Origin of the sequence: Pseudomonas sp. MYb327, from assembly GCF_040438925.1 — a bacterium.
Classification (GTDB): domain Bacteria; phylum Pseudomonadota; class Gammaproteobacteria; order Pseudomonadales; family Pseudomonadaceae; genus Aquipseudomonas.
This window is the reverse complement of sequence record NZ_CP159258.1, coordinates 5,218,060-5,242,423: the sequence shown is the minus strand read 5'-3', so window position 1 is coordinate 5,242,423 and position 24,364 is coordinate 5,218,060. Positions and strand designations below refer to the sequence as shown.

Below are 24,364 nucleotides of genomic sequence, written 5' to 3'. Positions count from 1 at the left end.
GATCGCTATCGCCGGCAAGCCGGCTCCTACCGTGTTTCTACAAGTCTGACTCTTTCACCACCCGCACTTTCGCCGCATCCAGCGCATACGCCGCATCGGCCAAATCATTGCTGACCTTCTCAATCTTCAGCGTGCCGGTCACCCACAGCGGCGTGTAGATGTCGTTCAGTTTCAAACCTTTTGGATAACGCACCAGCACCAATTGATTCGGTGGCGGCGGTGGCACGTGGATGCAGGCGCCCGGATATGGCACGAGGAAGAACAACGTGCTGCGCCCCTTGGCGTCGGATTCCAGCGGCACCGGATAACCCCCGAGACGGATGTTCTTGTCGTTCATCGACGCCACAGTCTTGGTTGAATACATCACCGCCGGCAAGCCTTTGCTCTGCTTCATGCCACCTTTTTCGGTAAAGGTGCCAGTGGCTTCGGGGGAGTTGTGGTCGATTTCAGGCATGGCCTCAAGGGCCTTTTGATCCGACTTTGGCATCAGTTCGAGCCAGTCGGTTTCCGGCAATTCGCCGGCGTGGGCGAGGCCTGTACCCAGGAGAAGAAGAGACAACAGAAGACGGCGCATAAACGTGCTCGGCAAAGAAGAGGACAGTGGAACGCCGAGCATTCTAGCCCTCCCTGCGTATTTGGCAGAGAGGGCTTTGTCGCTGAATCAGTTCTTTTTGATCAGGCCGTAGATCACCAGCAAAATCACCGCGCCAACCAGTGCGCCGAGGAAGCCTGCGCCTTGGCCAGCCTGGTAGAAGCCCAGGGCCTGGCCGCCATAAGTGGCCGCCAGCGAACCGCCGATACCGAGCAGGATGGTCATGATCCAACCCATGCTGTCATCGCCCGGTTTCAGGAACCGCGCCAGCAGGCCGACGATCAAGCCGATAAAGATGGTTCCGATAATTCCCATGGCATTTCCCTCTGTATGGATAGTTATGCGAAAGCCTAGTCAGACTTTCGCATCCTGCCATGAGAGAACGGCGGGCCCTCAATGGTTCCGCCGCTGCCACATGAAACTGTTTTACTCGGCGATGAGCGCTTCGACCTTGAGGATCTGCGCGGCGAGCGTTTCGCGGTCTGCGCAACGCAGGTTGGCGTGACCAACCTTGCGGCCGACCTTGAACGCCTTGCCGTAGTGATGCAGATGACAATCGGCGATGGCCAGGACCTTCTCGGTCTCCGGTACTTTACCGATGAAGTTGAGCATCGCGCTTTCGCCAACCTTGACCGTCGAGCCCAATGGCAGACCGGCAACCGCCCGCAGGTGGTTTTCGAACTGGCTGCACTCGGCGCCTTCGGTGGTCCAGTGCCCGGAGTTGTGCACGCGCGGGGCGATTTCGTTGGCCTTGAGGCCACCGTCGACTTCGAAGAACTCGAACGCCATCACGCCGACGTAGTCCAGCTGCTTGAGCACCCGGCTGGAATAATCTTCGGCCAGGGCTTGCAGCGGATGGTCAGTGCTGGCCACGGACAGCTTGAGGATGCCGCTGTCGTGGGTGTTGTGCACCAGCGGGTAGAACCTGGTTTCGCCATCGCGAGCACGCACGGCAATCAGCGAGACTTCACCGGTGAAGGGCACGAAGCCTTCCAGCAGGCAAGCGACGCTGCCCAGCTCGGCGAACGTACCGACCACGTCTTCAGGCGTACGCAGGACTTTCTGGCCCTTGCCGTCGTAACCCAGGGTGCGAGTCTTGAGCACCGCCGGCAGACCGATGGAAGCCACGGCGGCGTCCAGATCAGCTTGCGACTGGATGTCGGCGAACGCCGGGGTTGGAATCCCCAGGTCCTTGAACATGCTCTTTTCGAACCAGCGGTCACGAGCGATGCGCAGGGCTTCGGCACTCGGGTAGACCGGGACGAATTGCGAGAGGAATGCCACGGTTTCCGCCGGGACGCTTTCGAACTCGAAGGTCACCAGATCGACTTCATCGGCCAGCTGACGCAGGTGGTCCTGATCGCTGTAATCGGCGCGCAGGTGCTCGCCCAATGCAGCGGCGCAGGCGTCCGGGGCCGGGTCCAGGAAAGCGAAGTTCATGCCCAGCGGGGTACCCGCCAGCGCCAACATGCGGCCCAACTGGCCGCCACCGATTACACCGATCTTCATCGTCAACAACCTCAGGCGATGCGTGGGTCTGGATTTTCCAGGACGCTGTCTGTCTGCTCAGCACGGAAGGTTTTCAGCACCGCGTGGAACTGCGGGTGCTTGGCGCCAAGGATACTCGCTGATAGCAACGCTGCGTTGATCGCGCCCGCCTTGCCAATCGCCAGGGTAGCGACCGGAATGCCCGCCGGCATCTGCACAATAGAGAGCAGCGAATCAACGCCCGAGAGCATCGACGACTGCACCGGCACGCCCAGCACCGGCAGGTGGGTCTTGGCCGCACACATGCCAGGCAAGTGCGCCGCGCCGCCGGCACCGGCGATGATCACCTCGATGCCACGCGCCTCGGCTTCTTCAGCGTACTGGAACAGCAGGTCAGGGGTGCGGTGGGCAGAGACCACTTTCACCTCGTAAGGGATGCCGAGCTTTTCCAGCATATCGGCGGTGTGGCTAAGGGTGGACCAATCGGACTTGGAGCCCATGATCACGCCAACCAATGCACTCATCGTCGTGCCTCTTCTCTCTGGGCGCCCGCAGGCGCATCAAAAAACAACAAGCCACGCAAAATGCGTGGCTTGATTGTACGAATTATGGCCGGGCGAACCGGCCGAAGGCCGCGCAGTATACCTCAATGGAGCAGATAAACAGCCCCCGTGGCGACCATCCGTCATACGGCGCAAAGCAGCGGTTTTATTGACTCGCAGGTCAGCCAACACACACCGCAAATCCCGATGCAGGAGCCGGCTTGCTGGCAATCCAGTCGAGCGGTGTGTCAGGCGGGCCGCGTCGCCTGGATCGCCAGCAAGCCGGCTCCTACAGGGCGGTGGGGGTTTGCGCTGCACCGCCCTCAAGCTTGCGCCACAACAATCGAACGTTAGCCTTGCGTACCAGTGCGCAGCGGTACAAACGAATCTCCAACGGCACATGCCATTGCGGGCCTCCGCAGACCACCAGTTCACCGCGAGCCAGTTCCGCGCGCACGCTGAGTTGCGGCACCCAGGCAATCCCCAACCCTTCCAGCGCCATGCTTTTGAGGCTGTCGGCCATGGCGGTTTCGTAGATCGTGGTGAATCGCAGCGCCCGCTGGCGCAGCAGCATGTTCACCGAACGCCCGAGGAAGGCACCGGCGCTGTAGGCCAGCAGCGGCACACTGCCCTCGCCTTCCAGGTCGAACAATGGCTTGCCGTCGGCGTCTGCCGCACAGACTGGCAGCATTTCGGTGTTACCCAGGTGCAGCGACGGAAAGATCTCCGGGTCCATCTGCATGGCTGCGTCCGGGTCGTAGAACGCCAGCATCAAGTCGCAACCGCCTTCACGCAGCGCATGCACCGCGTCGCCCACGTTGGTCGCGACCAGCCGCGTAGCGATATTCAAGCCTTCGTTGCGCAGTTGCGCGATCCAGCGCGGGAAGAAACCCAGCGCCAGTGAGTGCGCCGCCGCAACTTGCATCACTTCACCCTGCCCGCCTTCCAGGTGATGAAGGTGGCGCAACACTTCACCGAGTTGTTCGACCACAGTCCGCGCGGTGACCAGGAACAACTGCCCCGCCGCTGTCAGTTCGACCGGCGTGCGTGAACGGTTGACCAACGTAAGCCCCAGCGCGGCTTCCAGGCTACGAATCCGCCGGCTGAAGGCCGGTTGGGTCACGAAGCGACGCTCCGCCGCCTGGGAGAAGCTGCGGGTGGCGGCCAGGGCACTGAAGTCCTCGAGCCATTTACTTTCCAGATTCATCACGTCCTCCCGGACACGCACCAATTTAGGTCACACGCTCGCCGCCCACACGGCGTCACACAGGCATTATGCCGAATGTGCATAGGCCAGTGTTTAACAGCATTGGCCCAAAATTCTCCACAAGCCTAGCATTTGCAGTGTTCCGGCATAGACCGGGTCCATATTGAGATGATTTCTATCATGTCCTCCGCTGCATCATTCCGCACAGAAAAAGACCTGCTTGGCGTACTCGAAGTACCGGCTCAAGCGTATTACGGCATCCAGACCCTTCGAGCGGTGAACAACTTCCGTCTCTCCGGCGTTCCGATTTCGCATTACCCGAAACTGGTTGTCGGCCTGGCGATGGTCAAGCAAGCCGCCGCTGACGCCAACCGCGAGCTGGGTCATCTGAGCGAAGCCAAGCACGCTGCCATCAGCGAAGCCTGTGCACGTCTGATCCGCGGCGATTTCCACGAAGAGTTCGTGGTGGACATGATTCAAGGCGGCGCTGGCACTTCAACCAACATGAACGCCAACGAAGTGATCGCCAACATCGCGCTGGAGGCCATGGGTCACCAGAAAGGCGAATACCAGTACCTGCACCCGAACAACGACGTGAACATGGCGCAGTCGACCAACGACGCCTACCCGACTGCGATCCGCCTGGGTCTGCTGCTGGGTCACGACGCGCTGCTGGCCAGCCTCGACAGCCTGATCCAGTCGTTCGCCGCCAAAGGTGAAGAATTCAGCCACGTCCTGAAGATGGGTCGTACCCAGCTGCAAGACGCCGTGCCGATGACCCTTGGCCAGGAATTCCGTGCTTTCGCCACAACGTTGGGCGAAGACCTGGCGCGCCTGAAAACGTTGGCACCTGAACTGCTGACAGAAGTGAACCTGGGTGGCACCGCGATCGGCACCGGCATCAACGCCGACCCGCGTTACCAGCACCTGGCCGTTCAGCGTCTGGCGACCATCAGCGGCCACCCGCTGGTTCCAGCCGCCGACCTGATCGAAGCCACGTCCGACATGGGCGCCTTCGTGCTGTTCTCCGGCATGCTCAAGCGCACCGCGGTCAAACTGTCGAAGATCTGCAATGACCTGCGTCTGCTGTCCAGCGGGCCACGCACCGGCATCAACGAAATCAACCTGCCGGCGCGTCAGCCAGGCAGCTCGATCATGCCAGGCAAGGTCAACCCGGTTATCCCGGAAGCGGTGAACCAGGTAGCGTTCCAGATCATTGGCAACGACCTGGCCCTGACCATCGCGGCCGAAGGCGGCCAGCTGCAACTGAACGTGATGGAGCCGCTGATCGCGTTCAAGATCTTCGACTCGATCCGCCTGCTGCAACGCGCCATGGACATGTTGCGCGAACACTGCATCACCGGCATCACCGCCAACGAAGAGCGCTGCCGTGAACTGGTCGAGCATTCGATCGGTCTAGTGACTGCGCTGAACCCGTACATCGGCTATGAAAACGCCACCCGCATCGCCCGTATCGCCCTCGAAAGCGGCCGCGGCGTGCTGGAACTGGTGCGCGAAGAAGGCTTGCTCGACGACGCCATGCTCGCCGACATCCTGCGCCCGGAAAACATGATTGCTCCGCGTCTGGTTCCGCTTAAAGCCTGATCCGACGCGTTATTGGTAGCACCGCTCACCAGGTCGAGGGACTAGACACCTCTCACCTTTTGAGGGCTTGGAGATCAATCTCCAGGCCCTTTTTTTTGTCTGCCCGAAAAAGTCAAAAGATCGCAGCCTTCGGCAGCCGCTACGGGGAAGGCGAACCTGCGTTTTTTTGATCTTACCGGCGACGCTGTTCGGTTAAAGTGCAGAACCCCATGCAGGAGCAGCTCCATGAATTCCTCGACCTACCCTGCCGCCCAGCACGTCATGGTGCTCTACACCGGCGGCACCATCGGCATGCAAGCCAGCGCCAACGGCCTGGCCCCGGCGTCCGGTTTCGAAGCGCGAATGCGCGAGTACCTGCTCAGCCAGCCCGATCTTGTGGTGCCGCAGTGGCGCTTTCGCGAGATGTCGCCGCTGATCGACAGCGCCAACATGACGCCGGCTTATTGGCAGCAACTGCGTGAAGCGGTGGTCGACGCGGTGGATGTCCAGGGCTGCGACAGCGTGCTGATCCTGCACGGCACCGACACCCTGGCCTACAGCGCTGCGGCCATGAGTTTTCAATTGCTCGGCCTGAACGCCCGCGTGTGCTTCACCGGTTCGATGCTGCCGGCCGGCGTCACCAACAGTGATGCCTGGGAAAACCTCGGCGGCGCATTGGTCGCTTTGGGCCAAGGCCTGGCGCCAGGCGTGCACCTGTACTTCCACGGCGAATTACTGGGCCCGTCCCGTTGCGCCAAAGTGCGCAGTTTTGGTCGGCATCCGTTCAAGCGACTGGAGCGTCAGGGTGGCGGTGCCAAAGCGACTTCGATTCCACTTCAACTCAATTACAACCAGCCCAGGCAATTGGCGAACGTCGCGGTGCTGCCGCTGTTTCCCGGCATCAGCGCCGAGGTGTTGGATGGCTTGCTCGCCAGCGGCATTCAGGGTCTGGTGCTGGAGTGCTACGGCAGCGGCACCGGGCCAAGTGACAACCCCGAATTTCTCGCCAGCCTCAAGCGTACGCAGGATCAGGGCATCGTTGTGGTGGCGGTCACGCAATGCCATGAAGGTGGTGTCGAGCTGGATGTCTACGAAGCCGGCAGCCGCTTGCGTGGCGCGGGTGTACTGTCCGGTGGCGGCATGACCCGTGAAGCCGCGTTCGGCAAACTGCATGCGCTGTTGGGCGCGGGGCTGGACAGCGCTGAAGTACGACGCCTGGTTGAACTGGATCTGTGCGGCGAACTGAGCTGAATTCCACACCTGCACGATGCTGACACCACAACGATATACATAATTACCACCCTCCCCGAATCGTGACTTTCCTAGCATGGAAGCTGCCTGGAGGCATGGCCCGGCTGGTAACGACCAAGCACCCTCGCCAAAGCGAGGGTGCTGATCACGGCACGCTACTTGCTCCGTCCCGATCAAACAATGACGGGTACTGCCCATGCTCCACTCACACCTCACGACGCTCAACGCCGTTTCGCTGATCCTCAACACCTTCAAGGCCGAAGGGTTGACCAGCGATGCCTTGCTGGCTGGAAGTGGCATCGGTGCCGCGGATCTGCACCGGTCCGACACGCGTATCACCACCAATCAAGAGATGCAGGTCTGTGCCAACGCCGTTGCACTCAAGCGTGACATCGGCCTTGAGTTAGGCCAACGGATGCACGTTTCCTGCTATGGCATGCTCGGTTATGCGCTGCTCACCAGTGCCACCTTCGGTGACGCTTTGCGCCTGGCGATACGTTATCCGGCGCTGCTGGGAACACTTTTCAGGCTGAGCCTGGAAGACGATGGCGAGCGCATCTGGTTCGTCGCGGCCGATTACCGCGAGAGCCCGGCGATGGCTGTGTTCAACGCCGAGTTCTGCCTGGTTTCGCTGAAAGTCATCTGCGACGACCTGTTGGGCCATTCGTTACCGCTGCTGGGCGCGCGCTTCGAACACCCCGCGCCCGACTATGAAGCATCCTACGCCGAGCACTTCAACTGCCCGCTGCACTTCGGAGCACGGGACAACGCCTTTGCCTTCGACAAGCGCTGGCTCGATCAGCCATTGCCACTGGCCGATGTCATCACCCATCAGGCCATGGCCGAACGTTGCCGCAAACAGAACCTGGAGTTCACTGGACGCCAGGCCTGGCTGGGACGGATTCGGCAAATACTCAGCGCGCAGTTGAATGCGGCGCCAGGCCTCGAAGGCCTGGCCGAACAGATGAATTGCTCGGCGCGGACATTGCGCCGGCATCTCAAGGACATGGGTTGCAGCTATCAGGGATTGCTCGACGAATTGCGCTTTGATCAAGCCAAGCAAATGCTTTGTGAGGATCAACTGCCGATCTATCAAATCGCCGAGGCGCTGGGCTTCAGCGAAACCGCCAGTTTCCGCCACGCGTTTGTGCGCTGGAGCGGAGTCGCGCCCAGCCAATTCCGCCCGCAGCACCGCCCCTTGTAGGAGCTGGCTTGCCAGCGATGAGGCCGCTACACCTCAGTCGCAACGGCGTCGTGCTTGGCCTGGCATAGGGGCGAATTTCGGTCAGTTTTTTTGGCCACATTAATCCCTTTTTGGCCTTTCCTGTCGTTCTCCAAAACCGTTCGCGCCGCAAGACTGTGTGCAACCGAACCCGCCTGCGGAGAACAACAAATGCTGACGATCTACTCGGACGATCACCACCTGCACCACGGTCGTTGCGAACTCATCGACGGGCAACTCAAGCCCTGCTTCGAGATGCCATCCCGTGCCGATCACGTGCTGTCGCGGGTGCAAAAGCAGAACCTCGGCTCCGTGGAGGCGCCCAAGGATTTCGGCCTCGACCCGATTGCGCGCATCCACAGCCGCGACTACCTCGATTTCTTCAAGGGTGCGTGGGCACGCTGGACCGAATTCAACACCGACGGTGACCTGCTGCCCTACACTTGGCCAGCGCGAACTCTGCGTCGCATCAAACCCACCAGCCTGCACGGCGAACTCGGCTATTACAGCTTCGACGGCGGCGCACCGATCACCGCCGGCACCTGGCAAGCGGCCTACAGTGCGGCGCAAGTGGCATTGACTGCCCAAGCGGAAATTCAACGCGGCGCCCGCAGTGCCTTCGCCCTGTGCCGTCCACCGGGACACCACGCCGCCGGGGACTTGATGGGCGGTTATTGCTACCTCAACAACGCCGCCATCGCGACCCAGGCATTCCTCGACCAAGGCCACAAAAAGGTCGCGATCCTCGACGTCGACTACCACCACGGCAACGGCACCCAGTCGATTTTCTACGAACGCAGCGACGTGTTGTTCACTTCGATCCACGGTCATCCGGAAGCCGAATTTCCGTTCTTCCTCGGCTACGACGATGAGCTGGGTGAAGGCGCCGGTGAAGGTTTCAACTTCAACTATCCATTGCCGGCAGGCAGCGGTTGGGACACCTGGAGCGCAGCACTGGAACAGGCCTGCAAAGAGATCGAACGCTACGGTGCCGACATCGTCGTCGTTTCCCTGGGCGTCGACACCTTCAAGGACGATCCGATCTCGCAATTCAAGCTCGACAGCCCTGATTACCTGGCCATGGGCGAGCGCATCGCCAAGCTCGGCGTGCCGACGCTGTTTGTGATGGAAGGCGGGTATGCGGTCGAAGAAATCGGCATCAACGCGGTGAACGTTCTCGAAGGTTTTGAAACCGCTCAATGAGCAATTAAAACAATGATCAAGTCCCGCACCTGATCGCCGTCGTCATCAGGACCTGCGCTTGCGCAGGTCTTTTTTTGCCCGCGATATTTATTTACCGCCAACGTCGCTCTGCCCGTCACTACTTTGCAATGGATCGCGCACCGAACCTTCCACGGTGCCTGTCCCACCACAAAGGATGTGACGATGATAGATACTTCCAACCCTTCTTTTGGCCCGGGCCTTTCTACGGATCAGGATGCCCTGCTCACCCAATTGGTGGCCGGCCCCTCAATCAGGGAAGTCGCCACCCATGCCCTGCAACCGGCGTTGAAAACCCTTTACCCGCAATTGTCTATCGACCCTCGGCTGGCGATGGTCGTAACACCGAGCTGGCGCTTTCACGAGCAACAGGTCGTCTCCGGGCCGCGACACTTCGAATCACTGACCGATGCCTTGGTGCGCCATGGTGTGGCGGGCACATCGGCGGTCTACCTCGATGGCGAGCATTACCTCACCCTGCAAGCTCAGGAACAAACGCCGGCGCAACTGCCCGTCAGCATCGACGCCATCGCGAGGCTGCTCAATGAACTGGCGCCACTTCTGTTTATCGCGTTTCAAGAACAGCAGGTCGATTACTGGAACCAGTTCACCCGCGCCTCGGCCCCGCGCTGGCAGGGATTGTCCAAGTCCCTGCGCGAATTGTGGAACATCGAGACGAACCCGCAATGGAGCAACGACTTGTGCGCCATGGCGCGTAACCTGTTCGCTTATCCGGAGAAAAATACCCGCACCCTTCACGATCGGTTTCGGTCGCGTGCTTGCCTGATTGATCTCGATTGCATTAAGGAAGGGGCCTCGACTCACCTCAACATCCTCGACATGGCGGTACTGATCGGAACTGCCGGCCCCCGCACCTTAATCCTCTGTCACACCATCACCCGGGGCTTCGAGACCTACGATTCTTTGCAGGAACTGGGCGAGTCCTTGCGCAGCTACGGTGGCGGGCCGATGCCGGGCAACACTTTGCAATGGCGTCTGATCGAGCCCGAGGGCAATTATTTCGATCATCTGGCATGCAACCTGATTGCCCTGCAAGCCGACTCGATTGGGGCGCTGGCTAATGAAACCGCGACGCCGCATCCCGACCTGGCACCGCACATCAGCCGTACGACCAACGAACTCGATCCGACGGACAAACAGGCGCCTTCGAGATTCAATCGGGTTGAGCAAGCCTTGCCGGACTGGATGGCCAACGCCACTTCCAGCGACCTCACCGCGTTCAGCCGGCATTTGATGGAGCTGGCACAGGTTCAAACCCAGAACGCTCACAAATCCTTTCAGGACGGCATCATACCGATCCGTGAGTACGCTCTCGAGCAACTGCGCGAGGCCATGCTCAAGCAGCACGCCGACGCCGCAGAGCTAAACCTGACCGAGATCGACATCGTGGTCGACAGCGTGGTGGTCTGGGGCAGTTTTACCCCGCTGGTGGGGCCGGAACGCACCACTCTAAGCATCTTGGATCTGGCACTGCAAAACCTGATTGCCCTGCCGCTGGGCAACAAGTCCGTACGCAGCACCAGCGGCGCAACGCTTCCGGCATGGTTGACGGCGACTTACCTAGAAACGTTGATCGTCAGCGTCGACATCGGCAAGTCCTACCCGGAGCTGATCAAAAGCAAACTGCTCGACGATCCCCTTGAAAGTCTGCGGCGCCAGAATCTGTTCACCAGCCGGCTGCGCGTCGAGTTACCGTTGCTGGCCTTGCAGCAGAAGATTCGCGCACAGAACGGCATCGACGAATTGGGTTACCGCTATGTCGCGGCCGTCGTCCAGGTACTCGATGCCAATCGCTGGGTGGACGGTCAGGAGATTGTCATCCGCCCGCTGGCCTTCAGCCCCGGTTGGCGCGTGGGTGCCGCAACGGATGAAGTGGCCAACATGTTCGTCATCGGGCCCCGGCAGATGGACAAGGGGCCGTGCCTGCTTTACCGGCCATTACTCGACCAGCCATTGAGCCAGTTCCCGACACCGGCCAACCTGGTCTATGCCATCAAGCATTCCCCGAAGTTGCGCCAATCGGTACTCGCCTGGCTGCCGGATGGCGCACGCGCCAATTACGCCAACTATGTGTTTACCGACGACCGGCCTTCGGTCTGGACCCTCTCACTGCTGCTGGCCGACCCACTGACCTCGCTGCAGATGAGCGGCACGCTCAACTTGGGTACACAGCTTATCGCCGGTGATTACCTGGCCTCCTTGTTCAAGGCCAACGTCAGTGCAATGGTAGAACTGGCGCAACGGCAATCGGTGTCCAATGCCAAAAATCGCTGGGAGACCTTCAAGCACGCGGGCTGGCTGATCTTCAACGCAGCGCTGCCCTTCCTCGGTCGCACGGTCGGGACGGCCGCCTGGATCTGGCAGGTACTGGATGATCTGCAACAGACCCTTGATGCCGGTGAGGCAGGCAACGGCGAGCAGCAGAAAACCGCGATGACCGATCTGTTGCTGACCCTGGCCATGGTCCTCGCTCACCACGCCAGCACTCGCAACTCGACGGCCCGCCGAATCGAGGAAAAAACGCCAACAACCCTTGCTGCCGAGATCAAGGAAGAGCCGGCACCGCCCCCTGTGAACATCGTTCAACAGCCGGATGTGATCGGCGAGCATCCTGCGCAACACCAAACTTCTTTGGCAACGGGTCCCGCCCTGAGCCTGGCCAAAACCCTGGATCGCTTTGCGATTAGCCGACCCGAGCAACTCACCCCGCCCACCGGGGAAACCGGCTTCTATCGCCACCTCTACCGTCATCAACAAAAATATTACGCACCGGTGGGCGAGCGCTGGTTCGAAGTGGCCGTCGGAGAAACGGGTGAAGTATCGATCATCGACTCACGTCAGCAACCCGAACGTATCGGCCCGACGCTAATCAACAACCAGCGCGGGGAGTGGTTCGTCGACACACGCTTGCGCCTGCGGGGAGGTGGCTTGTCGAGTCGGCGCAAGGCTCAGAAACAGCAAAATCGCGAGCGCATCGCCGAGTTGAAAAAGCAACTGGCCGAATTCGATAACGAGCGCGAGCGGGCGCGCAAAGAGTTGACGGCCGCTCACAATGCAATGAAAGCGGCCAGCGATGACGCACTGCTGACCGAACAAGCGATATTCCTGGAGACGCTCGAGCGCCGCACTCGAGAGTACGAAGCTCCGCTCGAACAGCTGAAAAAGCTCAACCTGCTGGATACGGTTCCCAACTATCGAACCGCCATGACCGAAATGCTCGGCACCCAGCTGTTCTTCAACCAGACATGGCTCGATCAGCGCGATCCAACCTTCACTCAGACCCTGAGAGAAACCCTGGTATTGCTTGCGGCGCAAGAAACGGGCGGAGGGACTGGCAGCCGTGCGACATGCCAGAAAATGTTCGATTTGACCGAGGGCATGATTGGCAAAATCGAGTTTGCCCAAACGCGCTTCCAGGAGTTGAGCCGACTGGGCAAAAGCGCTGCCGAAATTGCCTCCACCTATCGCAATAAATTGCCCAAATTCAGCCTCAATGACCTCAAGGCGCTTCAAGTTTCGCTGGCTCGTGATGTCTGTCTGAAAGAGGGAAACACCACTGCGCTGATCCAGGCCCAAAATGAATTCGTACGCCTGATTGACACGGCCGATCTGATTATTCAGACCTCACAGGACCTGGTTCTGGAGGAGCGCGCGCTCGTTGCGAGCGAACATAGCGAAGGCCTCAGTGACATGCTCGAACAGTTTGCCGCCATCGACCAGTCTTTCGAAGACTTCGGCGTCAATCACAAAGATGCTGTCCTGGAGCAGCCGCTAAAACAGATACGAAGCCGAGTCAGCGAATTCCAGCAGCAAACCGAAAAATACCTGGCGCACTTGCTACTCGAGCAACGGCCATTGGAGCCTCGAGCAGGCCCTTCAAGGCCCGCGCCCGCCTCGCGTAAACGGGTGATCAAAACTCGCTTCAGGGGCACGGTCGTTGGTGAAGTACGTCCATCAGCACCGGGTCAACCGATTCTTCTGGACGTGAAAGCGCCCATGACCGGCAACGTGATCGCCACCTTTCACGAGAAAACGCCCGGGGTCTGGATTGAGCGCGTCCAACCCAGGCGTCGCCGTCCGACAGCGCAAGCGCCTGACCTCAACACGCAAATCACTCAAGGCCAGACGCTGCTGGACAGTGTGGAAAACTTCATCGAGCAAACCGAAGCGAGCGCGAAAAAACCTGGTCGAATCCCGGTGGAAATCGAAGAACTGTTCCAACACAAAGCTGACCAGCTGGACGAGCGCGCGCGGAGCCTGGAACAGGCCCGACTGCGTGCGAATACAACCGACGAGCCACCGGCCTTGATCGCCGAGATGAACACGGCACGCGATCGACTCTACGCCGAAGGTTACCGGATACGGGTTGAGATGATTAAACGGCAACCGCCCACGGCAGCCCGTATCGAATGGCTGTTGAGCAAAGATGAAATCGACATTGTGCCCGGCGGTGATCGACGTCGCCTCAAGGGCCCGCGCAAGGATTACTTGCAGGAATACGAGATTCGCGAGCGACGCACCCAGAACACGTTGTGGTACGCACACTTCCATTACGCCAGCCTCGACGCGCCTGTCGACGCATTCACCGCCGCCCATTTGAAATTGCAGGAGCAACGTCGAATGGCCGGCGCATTCGACTTGCGCTCGGCCACCACCAACCCGCAAGTCATCGCCATCTATCGCAGCGAGATCAGTCCGCAGCTGGCACGCGCCCTGTTCTTTTCATAAACCCCGGACGTCAAAAAGGAAAATGACGATGACCGAGCATTCAGAAACCTCCGAAACCCGCGAATTGCTAAAAAAAAGCCAGATCATTCACCAGACCAGCCGTGGACCCACGGTTGATGAAGTCGCCCACCAAATACTGCGTCAGGCGCTGAGAAGCCTGTATCCGAAACGCGACATCGACCCCGACCGAACCATGATCGGCACACCTCAATGGCAAGCGGTAGAGGGTCATCTCGTGGCCATGCCGACGCAGTTTGAATCGCTGACCCACGCACTGGTACGGCAATTCTTCAGTGCTTCCACCGCCAATTATCTGGAAGGCGAACACTTCCTCACAGTGAACCCCACAGCCACGCCCGTGGTGCATCTGGACATCGACGTCGAAGCCATTGCCGGGTTACTCAATGACTACTCACCCCTGCTGTTCGTTGCGTTCGGGGAGCGCCAACTGGACTATTGGAACAGCACCCGGCATCAGGTACCGCACTGGCAGGAACTTTCCGCGGCGTTGCGCAAAGCCCTGCATGTACAGGGCGCCGATGGTTGGGATGATGACCAGTGTCGGGTGGCCCGGGCGGTCTCGCGTCATCCCGATAAACAGTCGCGCCAAAACCATGACCCAACCCTCTCGGCTATCCAGGTCTGCCTGATCGACATTGACACCGTCGATGCCCAAGGCAAGGTCCGACACCTGATACTCGGCGGTGCCGCCGTCGTTACCGGGCGCTATAAACAGCGTGACCTGGTGATGATGTACACAGTGGAAAAGGGCTACGAAACGTTCGACTCCTTAAAGAAACTGGGTGATTCATTACCAGCGCGTATCGATGTGCAACCTGCCGGGCAGAACCTTCAATGGCAGCTGTTCGAGCCCGAGGGCAATTTTTTCGACCACATGGCCTGGGCGTTGATCGCAACCCAGCTGGACGCTATTACCGCGATTTCTCGTGAAAGCCTCGTCGCCGAAGCGGATGACGACATCGCCTCCGCCCCCGTGGTCGAGCACACCAGTGGCCCGGAAAAAAACGTGCTCACCCGCCTTGATGGTTCAATTCCCGACTGGTTGTTCGGTGCTTCGGCTGCCGATCTGGATCAGTACAGCCAGTCCATCAATGCGCTGGGCATGTTGTATAAGCAGACCGATAAAACACTGTTGCGCATTGCGCCTATCACCACCTACGCGCAAAACCGCATGCGCGAAGCGATCATTGCCGACAAGCCGTCGGCCGCTTCGCTGCCATTGGACAGCCTGGACATTACAGTCACCAACAGCTTTGAAACAGGTGGTTTGACGCTTCCCAATCCGCTCGACGTCCACATCGAAACGCTGGGCGAATACGCCTTTGCACAATAGCGCGCCGTATCAGGCCACCCTTCAATTCAACCCACCACAACCGGTCCCCGAGTGGTTGGATGTAGCCTACCTGACGAAGGTGGCCAATCTGGTCGACATCGGTGACGCGTATCCCACACTAATCAAGGACAACCTGATCGATGATCCGGTACAGGCGCCCTTACAGATGCACTTTTACATCAGACAGTTGCGCGCCTTGCTGCCGCTGATTGCGCTGGAGTGCAAGATACGTCGTGTCGGCGGCGTTGATGACCAGGGTTATCGCTATATTCGTGAATGGCTCAAGCCAACTCCCGGTCACCCGCAGCCCATCGTCATTCGTCCCCTGACCTTCGTCCATTCCGGCGAAACCGATGGCGACACCGTTGCCAATATGTTCATCATCGCCCCGCGCCAGCCAGAAGCCGGGCCGTGCCTGTTGTATCGACCGTTGCTCGACCAGCCGTTGTTGCAGTTTCCTTCACCACAAAACCTGCTGTACGCCTTGCATCAACCGGGTGAAATCAGGGACTCGATACTGGCATGGCTACCCGACTCGGCCACCCGCTTCAAATACGCCCAATACATCTTCCCCGTCGGCCTGCCCAGTCTTTGGCTGGGCGCACAGCTGCTCTCCGAGCCGTGGACGTCTGTGGACTGGGCTGGCCCGGTCGAACTCTCCTCCAAAGAGCTGACCGGCGATGTTTTCCCGGTGCTGTTCAAGACCCACGCGCAGGCTATGGCGGAACTCGCCGACCGGCAATCACAGTCCAACGCCCAACGTCGCTGGGCCTTGCTGCGAGACAGTGGCTGGGCGCTGTTCAACGTCACCGCGAACTTTCTCTGCGGCACCGCGGGGGCGGCGGTTTGGGTCTGGCAAAGCATCAGCGAAATAGAGGAAGTAGTGGACGCCCACAACCGCGGTGACTCTCACGCCGAATGGAGCGCCGTAGCCGATATGCTGCTGAATTTGGGGATGATCCTTGCCCATCACGCGGCCACACGCCGCAAAGGCGTCCCGCGAACGCTAATAAGGCAGGGCGAAAAGACGCTGTCCGAGGCCATAGGCACGCCCTCGGTGAAGCCAGCGTTGTCCACGGTGACGCAGCTCACCACGACGCTGACCGGTGATCTTGCGCCCAACCATTACTCCTCACTTGAGGCCTACGGCTCAGTACCCCATCGCACCCCTACGGCACTAGCGACTTATCTGAACACGCTGACGGTGCCTGCACCCGACCTCACTTCCACGGCCCTGGAAACCCTGCTGCGCGAAAAGGGGACGCTCTATCGAATCGATGCAAAGACCTACGCACAAGTCGGTGAGCGTTGGTTCCGCGTCACGGAAAACGATGACCAGCAGGTACAAATCGTTTACCCGCGAATGCCCTCGAAAACCGGTCCACTGTTGATTCACAACCGGCAAGGACAATGGATCGTCGATACTCGATTGCGTCTGCGCGGTGGCGCCGGTGGCACCAGCCTGCAAAGTCAGCTCAAGGCACAACGCAAGGAAAAGGAGGAACAAAGGAAACAATTGGGCATTGCCTTGGAGGCGTTCAAAAAACTGGAGGTCACCCGTAATACCGCGTTAGAAAAAGCCCAGGCAGAGCTGATGGCCGCCACCGGACAACCGCACGAACAGGCGACACAGCATTACCTCGACCAATTGGAAAAACTGATCGGCGATTACGACGATGCCCTGAACAAACTCGGGCAATGGCGTCTCAAGGGCGGGAGCGAAGGTTATTTAACTGATTTGCAGCGCATGACCACCTTGCTGCATAAAAACCTCAGCCTGTGGTTCGTCCTGAAGCGCAATGCCTACGCGACACTCACCCATAAACTCGCTCAGAACAATGTCATTGATTCAGCCACTTCCTTGCAGACCCACATCCAGGAAGTCAGGCAGGCCTTGGCTTTGAGCCATGACATGATCGCTCGCCTGCAACTGTACCGCACATCCCTGGAAACCCTCGACGCCACCGGCAGCGCGGGCATGACTACCGCGCAACGGCTGCGCAACCTGCTCCCGACGTTTACGCAGTGGGACTTGAAGTCCAATGAGATTGGCATGTCTCATGAGCTGTGCATGCGTGAGCTCCCCACAGGAGATACCGAATCGGCTCGCGAAGCGGCAGGCTTGTTGATTATCGAAGCAGCAACCGCCACCCATCGACATGCCGCCTTGATCAGAACGTCCGACAGCGGTGAAGCCAGCGCACTTCGCATTGAACGTCTGAGCAGGCTGATCGATGTCTACATCGATGCTGATCAGCGTCTTCAAGACCTTCCCGGCGAATTCCCCGGCATGGTGGAACCGACCGAACTTGCGCGGGTACGCAGCTTGATCGGCGAGTTCAGGCAATTGGCACAGGAGCAACTGAGTGCGCTGCTGCCCGAGAGCGGGGCAAGGGCAATACCGATGACGCCCAAAGCACCTGTTGCGGGCCCTTCCCGTCTCGTTGGCAAAGTCACCAAGAGCCGACCTCGTGATCCTGCGCCCACCAGAGTTTCGGCACCCAGTGAACCGCCCCTTGAGGAAATTCTTCCGTCCCGGTCAGGTCCCGCCCCAGTGGCCGACCTGGACGACACCGACATCATTGCCAATGCCCTGGACCTGAATGTGGATGTGCAGAGCTTTATTGATCGGACTCGTCGTGATGCCTTCAGGCCCAATCGTATTGCGGCGGACATGCAGGACTTGTTCGATCACCAAGCCCAACGGCTGGAGCAAAGCGCGATCAATGTCGACCAGACCCAGGCGCGCCTCCGCGCGGCAGGCAAATCACCGTTACCGGTGGGCACCTTGAGCGCGGAGCTCAATAGCGCCGCTGTCCGGTTACGCGCTGAAGGCATCAGCATCCGCGCCAGCATGCTCAAGGATCGGCAGCCTCGCCAGGCGTATGTGCAATGGCTGCTGGACAACAACCTGGTCCGGATCGTCAGGAACGAACAAGGCCGGATCAAGACCAAAAAGCGCCAGGACTACTTTCAGGAGTACAAGGTGCTCGACTCCACGAGCCGCAATCAGCCGTTGTGGCTGGCGCACTTCCACTACGATTCGCCGCAAGCCCCGCCGGAGCAGTTCACAGCGGCGCACCTGAAAATCGCCGATGAACATTTGAAGCAGCTCACTGCCGAACGTCGTCAGGCACTGACGAGCCTGACGCCACTCGACTATGTGCTGCGCCGGATTGGCGACCCGAATCTGTTCCTGAAACTGGAACCACAACCCTAGTACTCACGTGCGGGCGGACTGATCATCCGCCCGCTTGGCGAACACGCCACACTGCCCGCAAGCACTTCAGCGCCGTGTCGATCTCGCTCTCGGGAACCGCAGCAAAACCCAGCACCAGTCCGGCACGCTGATCGATCGGGGTGCTGGACTCCGGTAGCCAATAACTGCTCAAACCGTTGATCTCGACATCGACGCTGCGCGCCAACTCGATCAGTTCCTGTTCACGCGCCACGCTCTCGACCGGCACGGTCATGTGCAGACCGGCGGCGACCGTGGGTAACTGGCCGACGCCGGGAATATCCTGCGGCCAACCGTTGAGCAGGACATTAAGCCGACTCAACGCCGCACGGCGCATGCGACGGATATGCCGCTGGAAATGTCCCGCAGCCATGAACTCGGCCATCACCGCTTGGGTGCTGACCTCGGAATGGCGGACGTCCACTGCGCGACGCCGTGAAAACGCGTCCACAAGGCCCATTGGCAACACCAGATAACCCAGACGCAGCGCCGGAAAAGCGACCTTGCCGAAGGTCCCGACGTACAGCACCCGACCATGACGATCGAGTGCCGCCAACGGTGCCAGCGGTGCACCGCTGTAGCGGTATTCGCCATCGTAATCATCCTCGACGATCCAGCCTTGGGCGCGCTCGGCCCAGGCCAGCAATTCCAGACGTCGGGCAAGACTCATCACTACCCCAGTCGGATACTGATGGGACGGCGTGACATAAGTCAGACGGCAATCACTGAGTTTCGCCAGTTCGCCGCAATCGATGCCTTCGCTATCCACTGATACCCCGTGCAGTCGCGCACCTGCGACGGAGAACGCATGACCCGCCGCGCGGTAGCCCGGATTCTCGATCGCCACCCCGTCTCCTGGCTCCAGCAACAACTGTGCACAAAGGCTAATCCCCTGCTGCGCACCACTGGTGATCACAATTTGCTCAGCCGTGCACTGCATGCCGCGCGAACTGCGCAAGTAAGCTGCGATCATCCCGCGCAAACGCGCATCGCCGGCCGGGTCGCCATAACACAGCTGCTGCAAATCCGGTTTGCGCCAGAAAGCCGCATTCAGTTTGGCCCAGACCTCAAAGGGAAACAGATCGAACGCCGGAACTCCGACGCGAAATGCCCGTGGCGGACCGCTCGGTGGACTCGGTAAATGGTTCTTTTCAACCCTTGCGAGCGCGACGCTGTGGATAACTTTACTGGATGAAACCACAGGCAAATCCAGGCAATTTGTGGATAAGGTTGTGGGTAAGCCTGTTGAAAACCCTGTGGATACTTTTGTGGATAGTTTTTTCACCGGCAATGCGTTTTGTGGCAGTTGCGCGACATAAGTCCCGTCGCCGACGCGTCCCTCGATGAAGCCTTCCGCGTAGAGCTGATCGTAGGCGCGCACCACACTGTTACGGGAAATCGCCAGCGCCGCCGCCAAATCCCTGCTGGCCGGCAGACGGGTTCCGCCGGCCAATCGTCCATCCAGCACTCGCACGCGCAATGCCTGATAGAGCTGACGACTCAAGCCCTGACGGCGATCAAGCTCGATACCTGCCGGGTTGAACGACAAGGACAATGGTTCGCTGGTCATGACAATGGACCTATGAAATTGGTCGTTAATGGCTCTTACAACAGACCAATAGCGTGCCTAGGATGAACACATTCGCCAAGGAAAATATCTCCATGTACACGCCACGTGCTTTTGCCATCGACGAGTTGTCCCAGCTGCATGAACTGATCCTCGCCAGCCGTCTCGCCATTTTGGTGACCCACGGTGAAAGCGGCCTGCAAGCCAGTCATGTACCGGTGCTGCTGCATTGCGAACAAGGCTCGAACGGCACGTTGTACGGGCATCTGGCCAAAGCCAATCCGCAGTGGAAAGACCTGCGAGATGGCGCCGAAGCCCTGTTGATTTTTGCCGGTCCCGACGCCTACGTCAGCCCTGGCTTCTACCCGAGCAAGGCCGAACACGGCAAGGTCGTGCCCACCTGGAACTACGTCGCCGTTCACGCTTATGGCCGCGCCGAAACCTTCAGCGATGGCGGGCGGCTGCTCGACATCGTCAGCACCCTCACCGACCGCCATGAAGCTGGCCGCGCCCAACCGTGGTCAGTGGCCGATGCCCCCGCCGATTACATCGACGGCATGCTCAAGGCCATTGTCGGTTTCGCCATTCCTATCGACCGTCTCGAAGGCAAGCGCAAGCTCAGCCAGAACCGTAGCCCCGCCGACATCGCCGGCGTGCGCGAAGGGCTGGCCGCCAGCCCCGACGTCAACGACCAAACCCTCGCCCAATTGATGCGCTAAGGAAATCACCATGAGTCAGATCGAGATCCGCCAGGTCAGCGCCGACGACCACGCCGCGTGGCTACCGCTGTGGCAGGCCTACCTGCGCTTTTACAACACCGAGTTGCCGGACGCCGTCAGCCAAAGCACCTGGCAACGCCTGCTCGACCCGAACGAACCGACCCACGCGGCGTTGGCCTGGGCCGACGGCAAAGCGGTGGGCATGGTGCATTTCATTTACCATCGTTCGAACTGGAGCATCGAAAACTCCTGCTACCTGCAAGACTTGTTGGTATCGCCCGAAACCCGTGGCACTGGCGTTGGCCGCAAGCTGATCGAATTCGTCTACGCCACGGCCAAGGCCGATGGTTGCTGCAAGGTTCACTGGTTGACCCACGAAACCAACGCCACCGCGATCCAGCTCTACGAGCGCATCGCCGAGCGCCCCGGTTTCATCCAGTTTCGCAAAGCCATTTAAGGTTCAAGGAGAACAGTATGTCGACATCACTCACGGACTGGAAAGGCGTCCCGGCCCCGACGGTTAAAACGATCGAAGGGCGTTTCATCCGCCTGGAAAAACTCGACCCGGCGCGTCACGGCGACGGTTTGTGGAATGCCCTGCAAGGCCCCGGCGCCGATCCAAAGCTCTGGGACTATTTGCCTTATGGTCCCTTCCCGGAGCGCAGCGCTTTCCATGACTGGCTGAACAATCATGCGGCCAATAGCGATCCGTACTTCTTCAGCGTGATCGACCGTGCCAGCGGCGACGTGCAAGGCATCCTCAGCCTGATGTCGATCGTCCCGGCCCAGGGCCGCATCGAAATTGGCCACGTCACCTTCGGCGCGCCGATGCAGCGCTCACCAAAAAGCACCGAAGCGGTTTACCTGCTGGCCAAAGAGTCGTTCGCCCTCGGCTACCGCCGCCTGGAATGGAAATGCAACAACGGCAACGCCCGCTCCAAATACGCGGCCGAGCGCTTGGGATTCAGTTTTGAAGGTGTGTTTCGCCAACACATGGTGGTCAAGGGCCAGAACCGTGACACCGCGTGGTACTCGATCCTTGACTCGGAGTGGCCGGCGATTGGGGCAGGTTTCGAGCGCTGGTTGAGCGATGAGAACCAGGCGGAATCCGGACAGGTGAAAGGGTTGGTGGAGTGTCGCGGGTAAATTGCTTCCAGGCCTGCGACAGCCGTCCCGATCCCGATTTGTTGTAAGAAAAAACGTCTGTTCGAAGCGACAAAAAGCTGTCTTCTTCGAGCGGACGGGCGTTTTCCGCATAGCTATCTGACACTCCCCGCACCACCGCAGGAACCGCCTGACATCGGTGCCGACAGCCCTCCTCTTAGAGTTTGGTCTTCCGTAAAACGAGGCCAAACCCATGCCCATTCAACACAAACACCCACCGCAACAACTCACCTTGGCGATTGCACTGGCCTTGGGTTGCGCTGACGTTGCAACAGCCCAACAACCCGAGACATCCACCCCGGCGCACACGGTATCGGCCGCTCTGATCGCCGATCTGGATGCCTTCATCAAAGCCGCAGACACCGTACCGTTCCAGATCAAAAGAGCCACGAACGGCACAAGCCTGCAACTGGACGATCGCAATGACTGGATCACGATCAGCCCTCGCGGCAATCTCACCGGCCTGCTGGACGGCGGGGGAGGTCAAAACGTTCTGCAACTCGATGCCGCTAGAGGTGGCAACCTGGGAGACACCCGTCAATTCCAGCGACTGGATGTCAGACAGGGCTCCTGGACCCTGGCGGGTTCCAGAGACTTTAGCGAAGCCGCTTTGATACGCCCAAAGGCAGCGCTGACCAATAACGGACACATCGAGGGGCGTGCCGTCGTTCAGGGTTCGTTGGTCAACCACGGGTCGATTGACGGCAGCGTCGAGGTGGACGAATCAGGCACCTTCAGCGGCGCAGGTCGTGTGGGTTCGCTGAACGTACACGGCGCTCTCGTCGCCAATCATTTGCACGGTGCGCCGACCGTCGCGGGCGACCTGAAGCTGCACGACAAGGCCGTGCTGACTTATGAGATCAACGCGGCGGGTCGTGGTGAAACAATCAAGGTCGATGGTATAGCCAATGTTGAGGGCGCGACCCTGAAAGTCCTCGCCATAGACAGTGAATACCCACCTGGGAGCCATTACACCGTTATCGAAGCCGGTAAGGTCGAAGGGCGATTTGCCAAGGTCGAAAACAACCTCGCGTTCATGACGCCAAAGGCGCATTACGAAGTAAAAACCGTCGAGCTCACCTATGCACGTAACGACGTACCGTTCGGGGATCTCGCGATCACTGAAAACGGGAAGGAGCTCACTCAAAGCATTGATGAACATGCCGAGTCACCGTTGACCCAGGCATCATCTGACGGGGTGACTCCCGACGCTATCGTTCAGAATCCGCCAGCAACCCCCGCGGCTCCCGAAACCGCTTCCACACCGCCGGCGACAACTGAGTCTTCTACTTTGCCTTCAACATCCAACACCCTCACCAAAACAACGTTGACCCCTCCGGTATCACCAACGCCTTCAAGCCCGACAGCCAGCACTCCCAAACCACCCAATCCCGCGAACGCAGCTGTCGCAGCCTTGCTCGGCACCGACAAAAGCACCGCCTCTCACGCGATCGAGCGGTTGGCCGCAGGCACCACCGCCAACCTCGCCAAAGCGACGCTGAACAGTGACAGTTCCGTGAGCGCCACGATGCTCTCGGCGATGCGCCAGTTAGGCAGTGACGCAGACTCCAGCAGTCAGAAACGGGGACCCCGCCAGGCAGCGGGCAACGAACGTGATCACCGAGTCTGGCTCCAAGCGTTGAACTATGACGGCACACTGGATCGCGACTACGACGCCTTGAAATACGCGACCCAAGGTCTGGTTTTGGGAGCGGACTGGGCAATTGGCGAAGAATGGCGCATCGGTGTGATGGGCGCTAAATCACAGACTCGCCTGAACAGCCGTGACCTCGATGGCGACCTCGATAGCTGGCATTTGGGGGCATATGCCTTGCGTCAGAACGGCCCAATGTCTTTGCGTCTTGGTGCCAGCTACAGCAATCACGACGGCAAGACCCAACGTCAGGTGGCCTTCAATGGTTTCAGTGACCGGCCCAAAGGCAGGTACGACGCCAGCACTCGGCAAGCATTCGCTGAAGCCGGGTACAACCTAGGCCGGGCCAACGTCAGCATCGAGCCCTTTGCAGGCCTCGGCTTTCAACGCTATCAGCGCAATGGCTACACGGAAAATGGCGGTGCCGCCGTGCTGAAAGTCCATGACCAATCGCAGAACATCCTCAGCAGCACATTTGGCCTGCGCCTGGCAAAAATCAACAGGCTGGAAAACGGAATGCAGCTGACACCCCGTTTCAGCGCCAGTTGGAAACACACGTACGGCGAGGTCGCCACTGAAACCCACCAACGCTTGATCACCGGCGGGCGCAACTACACCGTCACCGGTGCACCTCTGGACCGTGACAGCCTGATGGTGGATGCAGGTCTGGACCTGAGGCTTTCGCCTCGGCATACCTTGGGTGTCGGCTATAACGGCGAAATCGCGAGTGACAACCGCAGCCACGGCGTGACGGGTCAATGGCGGATGGCATTCTGATTAGCCACTGACCCAACCCACCCTGTGTGAGGCGT

At 59.7% G+C, this 24,364-nt stretch carries 17 protein-coding genes; 11 read left to right on the top strand and 6 right to left on the bottom strand.

The annotated features are described in order from the left end of the window. Positions 1–37: 37 nt before the first annotated feature. The 5 genes from ABVN21_RS23640 to ABVN21_RS23620 form a co-directional block, all read right to left on the bottom strand. Positions 38–574, bottom strand: coding sequence for a DUF3299 domain-containing protein (locus tag ABVN21_RS23640; RefSeq protein ID WP_339552501.1), 537 nt, complete (start codon positions 572–574; stop codon positions 38–40). An 87-nt stretch (positions 575–661) separates the two neighbouring features. After that, positions 662–907 (bottom strand): GlsB/YeaQ/YmgE family stress response membrane protein, encoded by a 246-nt coding sequence (locus ABVN21_RS23635; protein ID WP_033059272.1) that lies wholly within the window; start codon positions 905–907, stop codon positions 662–664. 111 nt (positions 908–1,018) lie between these two features. After that, a complete protein-coding gene (locus ABVN21_RS23630; RefSeq protein WP_339552500.1) occupies positions 1,019–2,101 on the bottom strand; it encodes a 5-(carboxyamino)imidazole ribonucleotide synthase in 1,083 nt (360 codons plus the stop codon). 11 nt (positions 2,102–2,112) lie between these two features. Next, the gene (gene purE, locus ABVN21_RS23625) at positions 2,113–2,604 is read right to left on the bottom strand and encodes a 5-(carboxyamino)imidazole ribonucleotide mutase (RefSeq protein ID WP_017341565.1); all 492 of its coding nucleotides are present in this window, start codon (positions 2,602–2,604) and stop codon (positions 2,113–2,115) included. 307 nt (positions 2,605–2,911) lie between these two features. Further along, positions 2,912–3,829 (bottom strand): LysR substrate-binding domain-containing protein, encoded by a 918-nt coding sequence (locus tag ABVN21_RS23620; protein ID WP_339552499.1) that lies wholly within the window; start codon positions 3,827–3,829, stop codon positions 2,912–2,914. Positions 3,830–4,009: 180 nt separating this feature from the next. Here ABVN21_RS23620 and aspA point away from each other — a divergent pair, with 180 nt between their 5' ends. The 7 genes from aspA to ABVN21_RS23585 all read left to right on the top strand — a co-directional run bounded on the left by aspA (position 4,010) and on the right by ABVN21_RS23585 (position 18,430). Further along, entirely contained in the window at positions 4,010–5,434 is a 1,425-nt protein-coding gene (gene aspA, locus ABVN21_RS23615) for an aspartate ammonia-lyase (RefSeq protein WP_020797941.1), read from the top strand. A 225-nt stretch (positions 5,435–5,659) separates the two neighbouring features. Then, entirely contained in the window at positions 5,660–6,664 is a 1,005-nt protein-coding gene (locus tag ABVN21_RS23610; protein WP_339552498.1) for an asparaginase, read from the top strand. 196 nt (positions 6,665–6,860) lie between these two features. Continuing rightward, complete coding sequence (locus ABVN21_RS23605) at positions 6,861–7,868, top strand: AraC family transcriptional regulator (RefSeq protein ID WP_339552497.1); 1,008 nt, start codon at positions 6,861–6,863, stop codon at positions 7,866–7,868. A gap of 189 nt (positions 7,869–8,057) precedes the next feature. Further along, the gene (locus ABVN21_RS23600; RefSeq protein ID WP_339552496.1) at positions 8,058–9,089 is read left to right on the top strand and encodes a histone deacetylase family protein; all 1,032 of its coding nucleotides are present in this window, start codon (positions 8,058–8,060) and stop codon (positions 9,087–9,089) included. A 183-nt stretch (positions 9,090–9,272) separates the two neighbouring features. After that, a complete protein-coding gene (locus tag ABVN21_RS23595; RefSeq protein WP_339552495.1) occupies positions 9,273–13,856 on the top strand; it encodes a hypothetical protein in 4,584 nt (1,527 codons plus the stop codon). Between the two features lie 28 nt (positions 13,857–13,884). Beyond that, complete coding sequence (locus ABVN21_RS23590; protein ID WP_339552494.1) at positions 13,885–15,210, top strand: DUF6543 domain-containing protein; 1,326 nt, start codon at positions 13,885–13,887, stop codon at positions 15,208–15,210. Then, positions 15,200–18,430, top strand: coding sequence for a DUF6543 domain-containing protein (locus tag ABVN21_RS23585; protein WP_339552493.1), 3,231 nt, complete (start codon positions 15,200–15,202; stop codon positions 18,428–18,430). Before ABVN21_RS23590 ends, ABVN21_RS23585 begins: the two co-directional genes overlap by 11 nt. A 22-nt stretch (positions 18,431–18,452) precedes the next feature. Here the strand turns inward: ABVN21_RS23585 and ABVN21_RS23580 are convergent, their stop codons facing one another. Then, a complete protein-coding gene (locus tag ABVN21_RS23580; RefSeq protein WP_339552492.1) occupies positions 18,453–20,018 on the bottom strand; it encodes a PLP-dependent aminotransferase family protein in 1,566 nt (521 codons plus the stop codon). A 92-nt stretch (positions 20,019–20,110) separates the two neighbouring features. Here ABVN21_RS23580 and ABVN21_RS23575 point away from each other — a divergent pair, with 92 nt between their 5' ends. The 4 genes from ABVN21_RS23575 to ABVN21_RS23560 all read left to right on the top strand — a co-directional run bounded on the left by ABVN21_RS23575 (position 20,111) and on the right by ABVN21_RS23560 (position 24,329). Next, positions 20,111–20,734: an FMN-binding negative transcriptional regulator gene (locus ABVN21_RS23575; RefSeq protein WP_339552491.1), complete on the top strand. Its 624-nt coding sequence runs from the start codon at positions 20,111–20,113 to the stop codon at positions 20,732–20,734. Between the two features lie 10 nt (positions 20,735–20,744). Beyond that, a complete protein-coding gene (locus ABVN21_RS23570) occupies positions 20,745–21,191 on the top strand; it encodes a GNAT family N-acetyltransferase (protein ID WP_339552490.1) in 447 nt (148 codons plus the stop codon). Between the two features lie 17 nt (positions 21,192–21,208). Further along, the gene (locus tag ABVN21_RS23565) at positions 21,209–21,880 is read left to right on the top strand and encodes a GNAT family protein (RefSeq protein WP_339552489.1); all 672 of its coding nucleotides are present in this window, start codon (positions 21,209–21,211) and stop codon (positions 21,878–21,880) included. 211 nt (positions 21,881–22,091) lie between these two features. After that, a complete protein-coding gene (locus ABVN21_RS23560; protein WP_339552488.1) occupies positions 22,092–24,329 on the top strand; it encodes an autotransporter outer membrane beta-barrel domain-containing protein in 2,238 nt (745 codons plus the stop codon). The last annotated feature ends 35 nt before the right edge of the window (positions 24,330–24,364 follow it).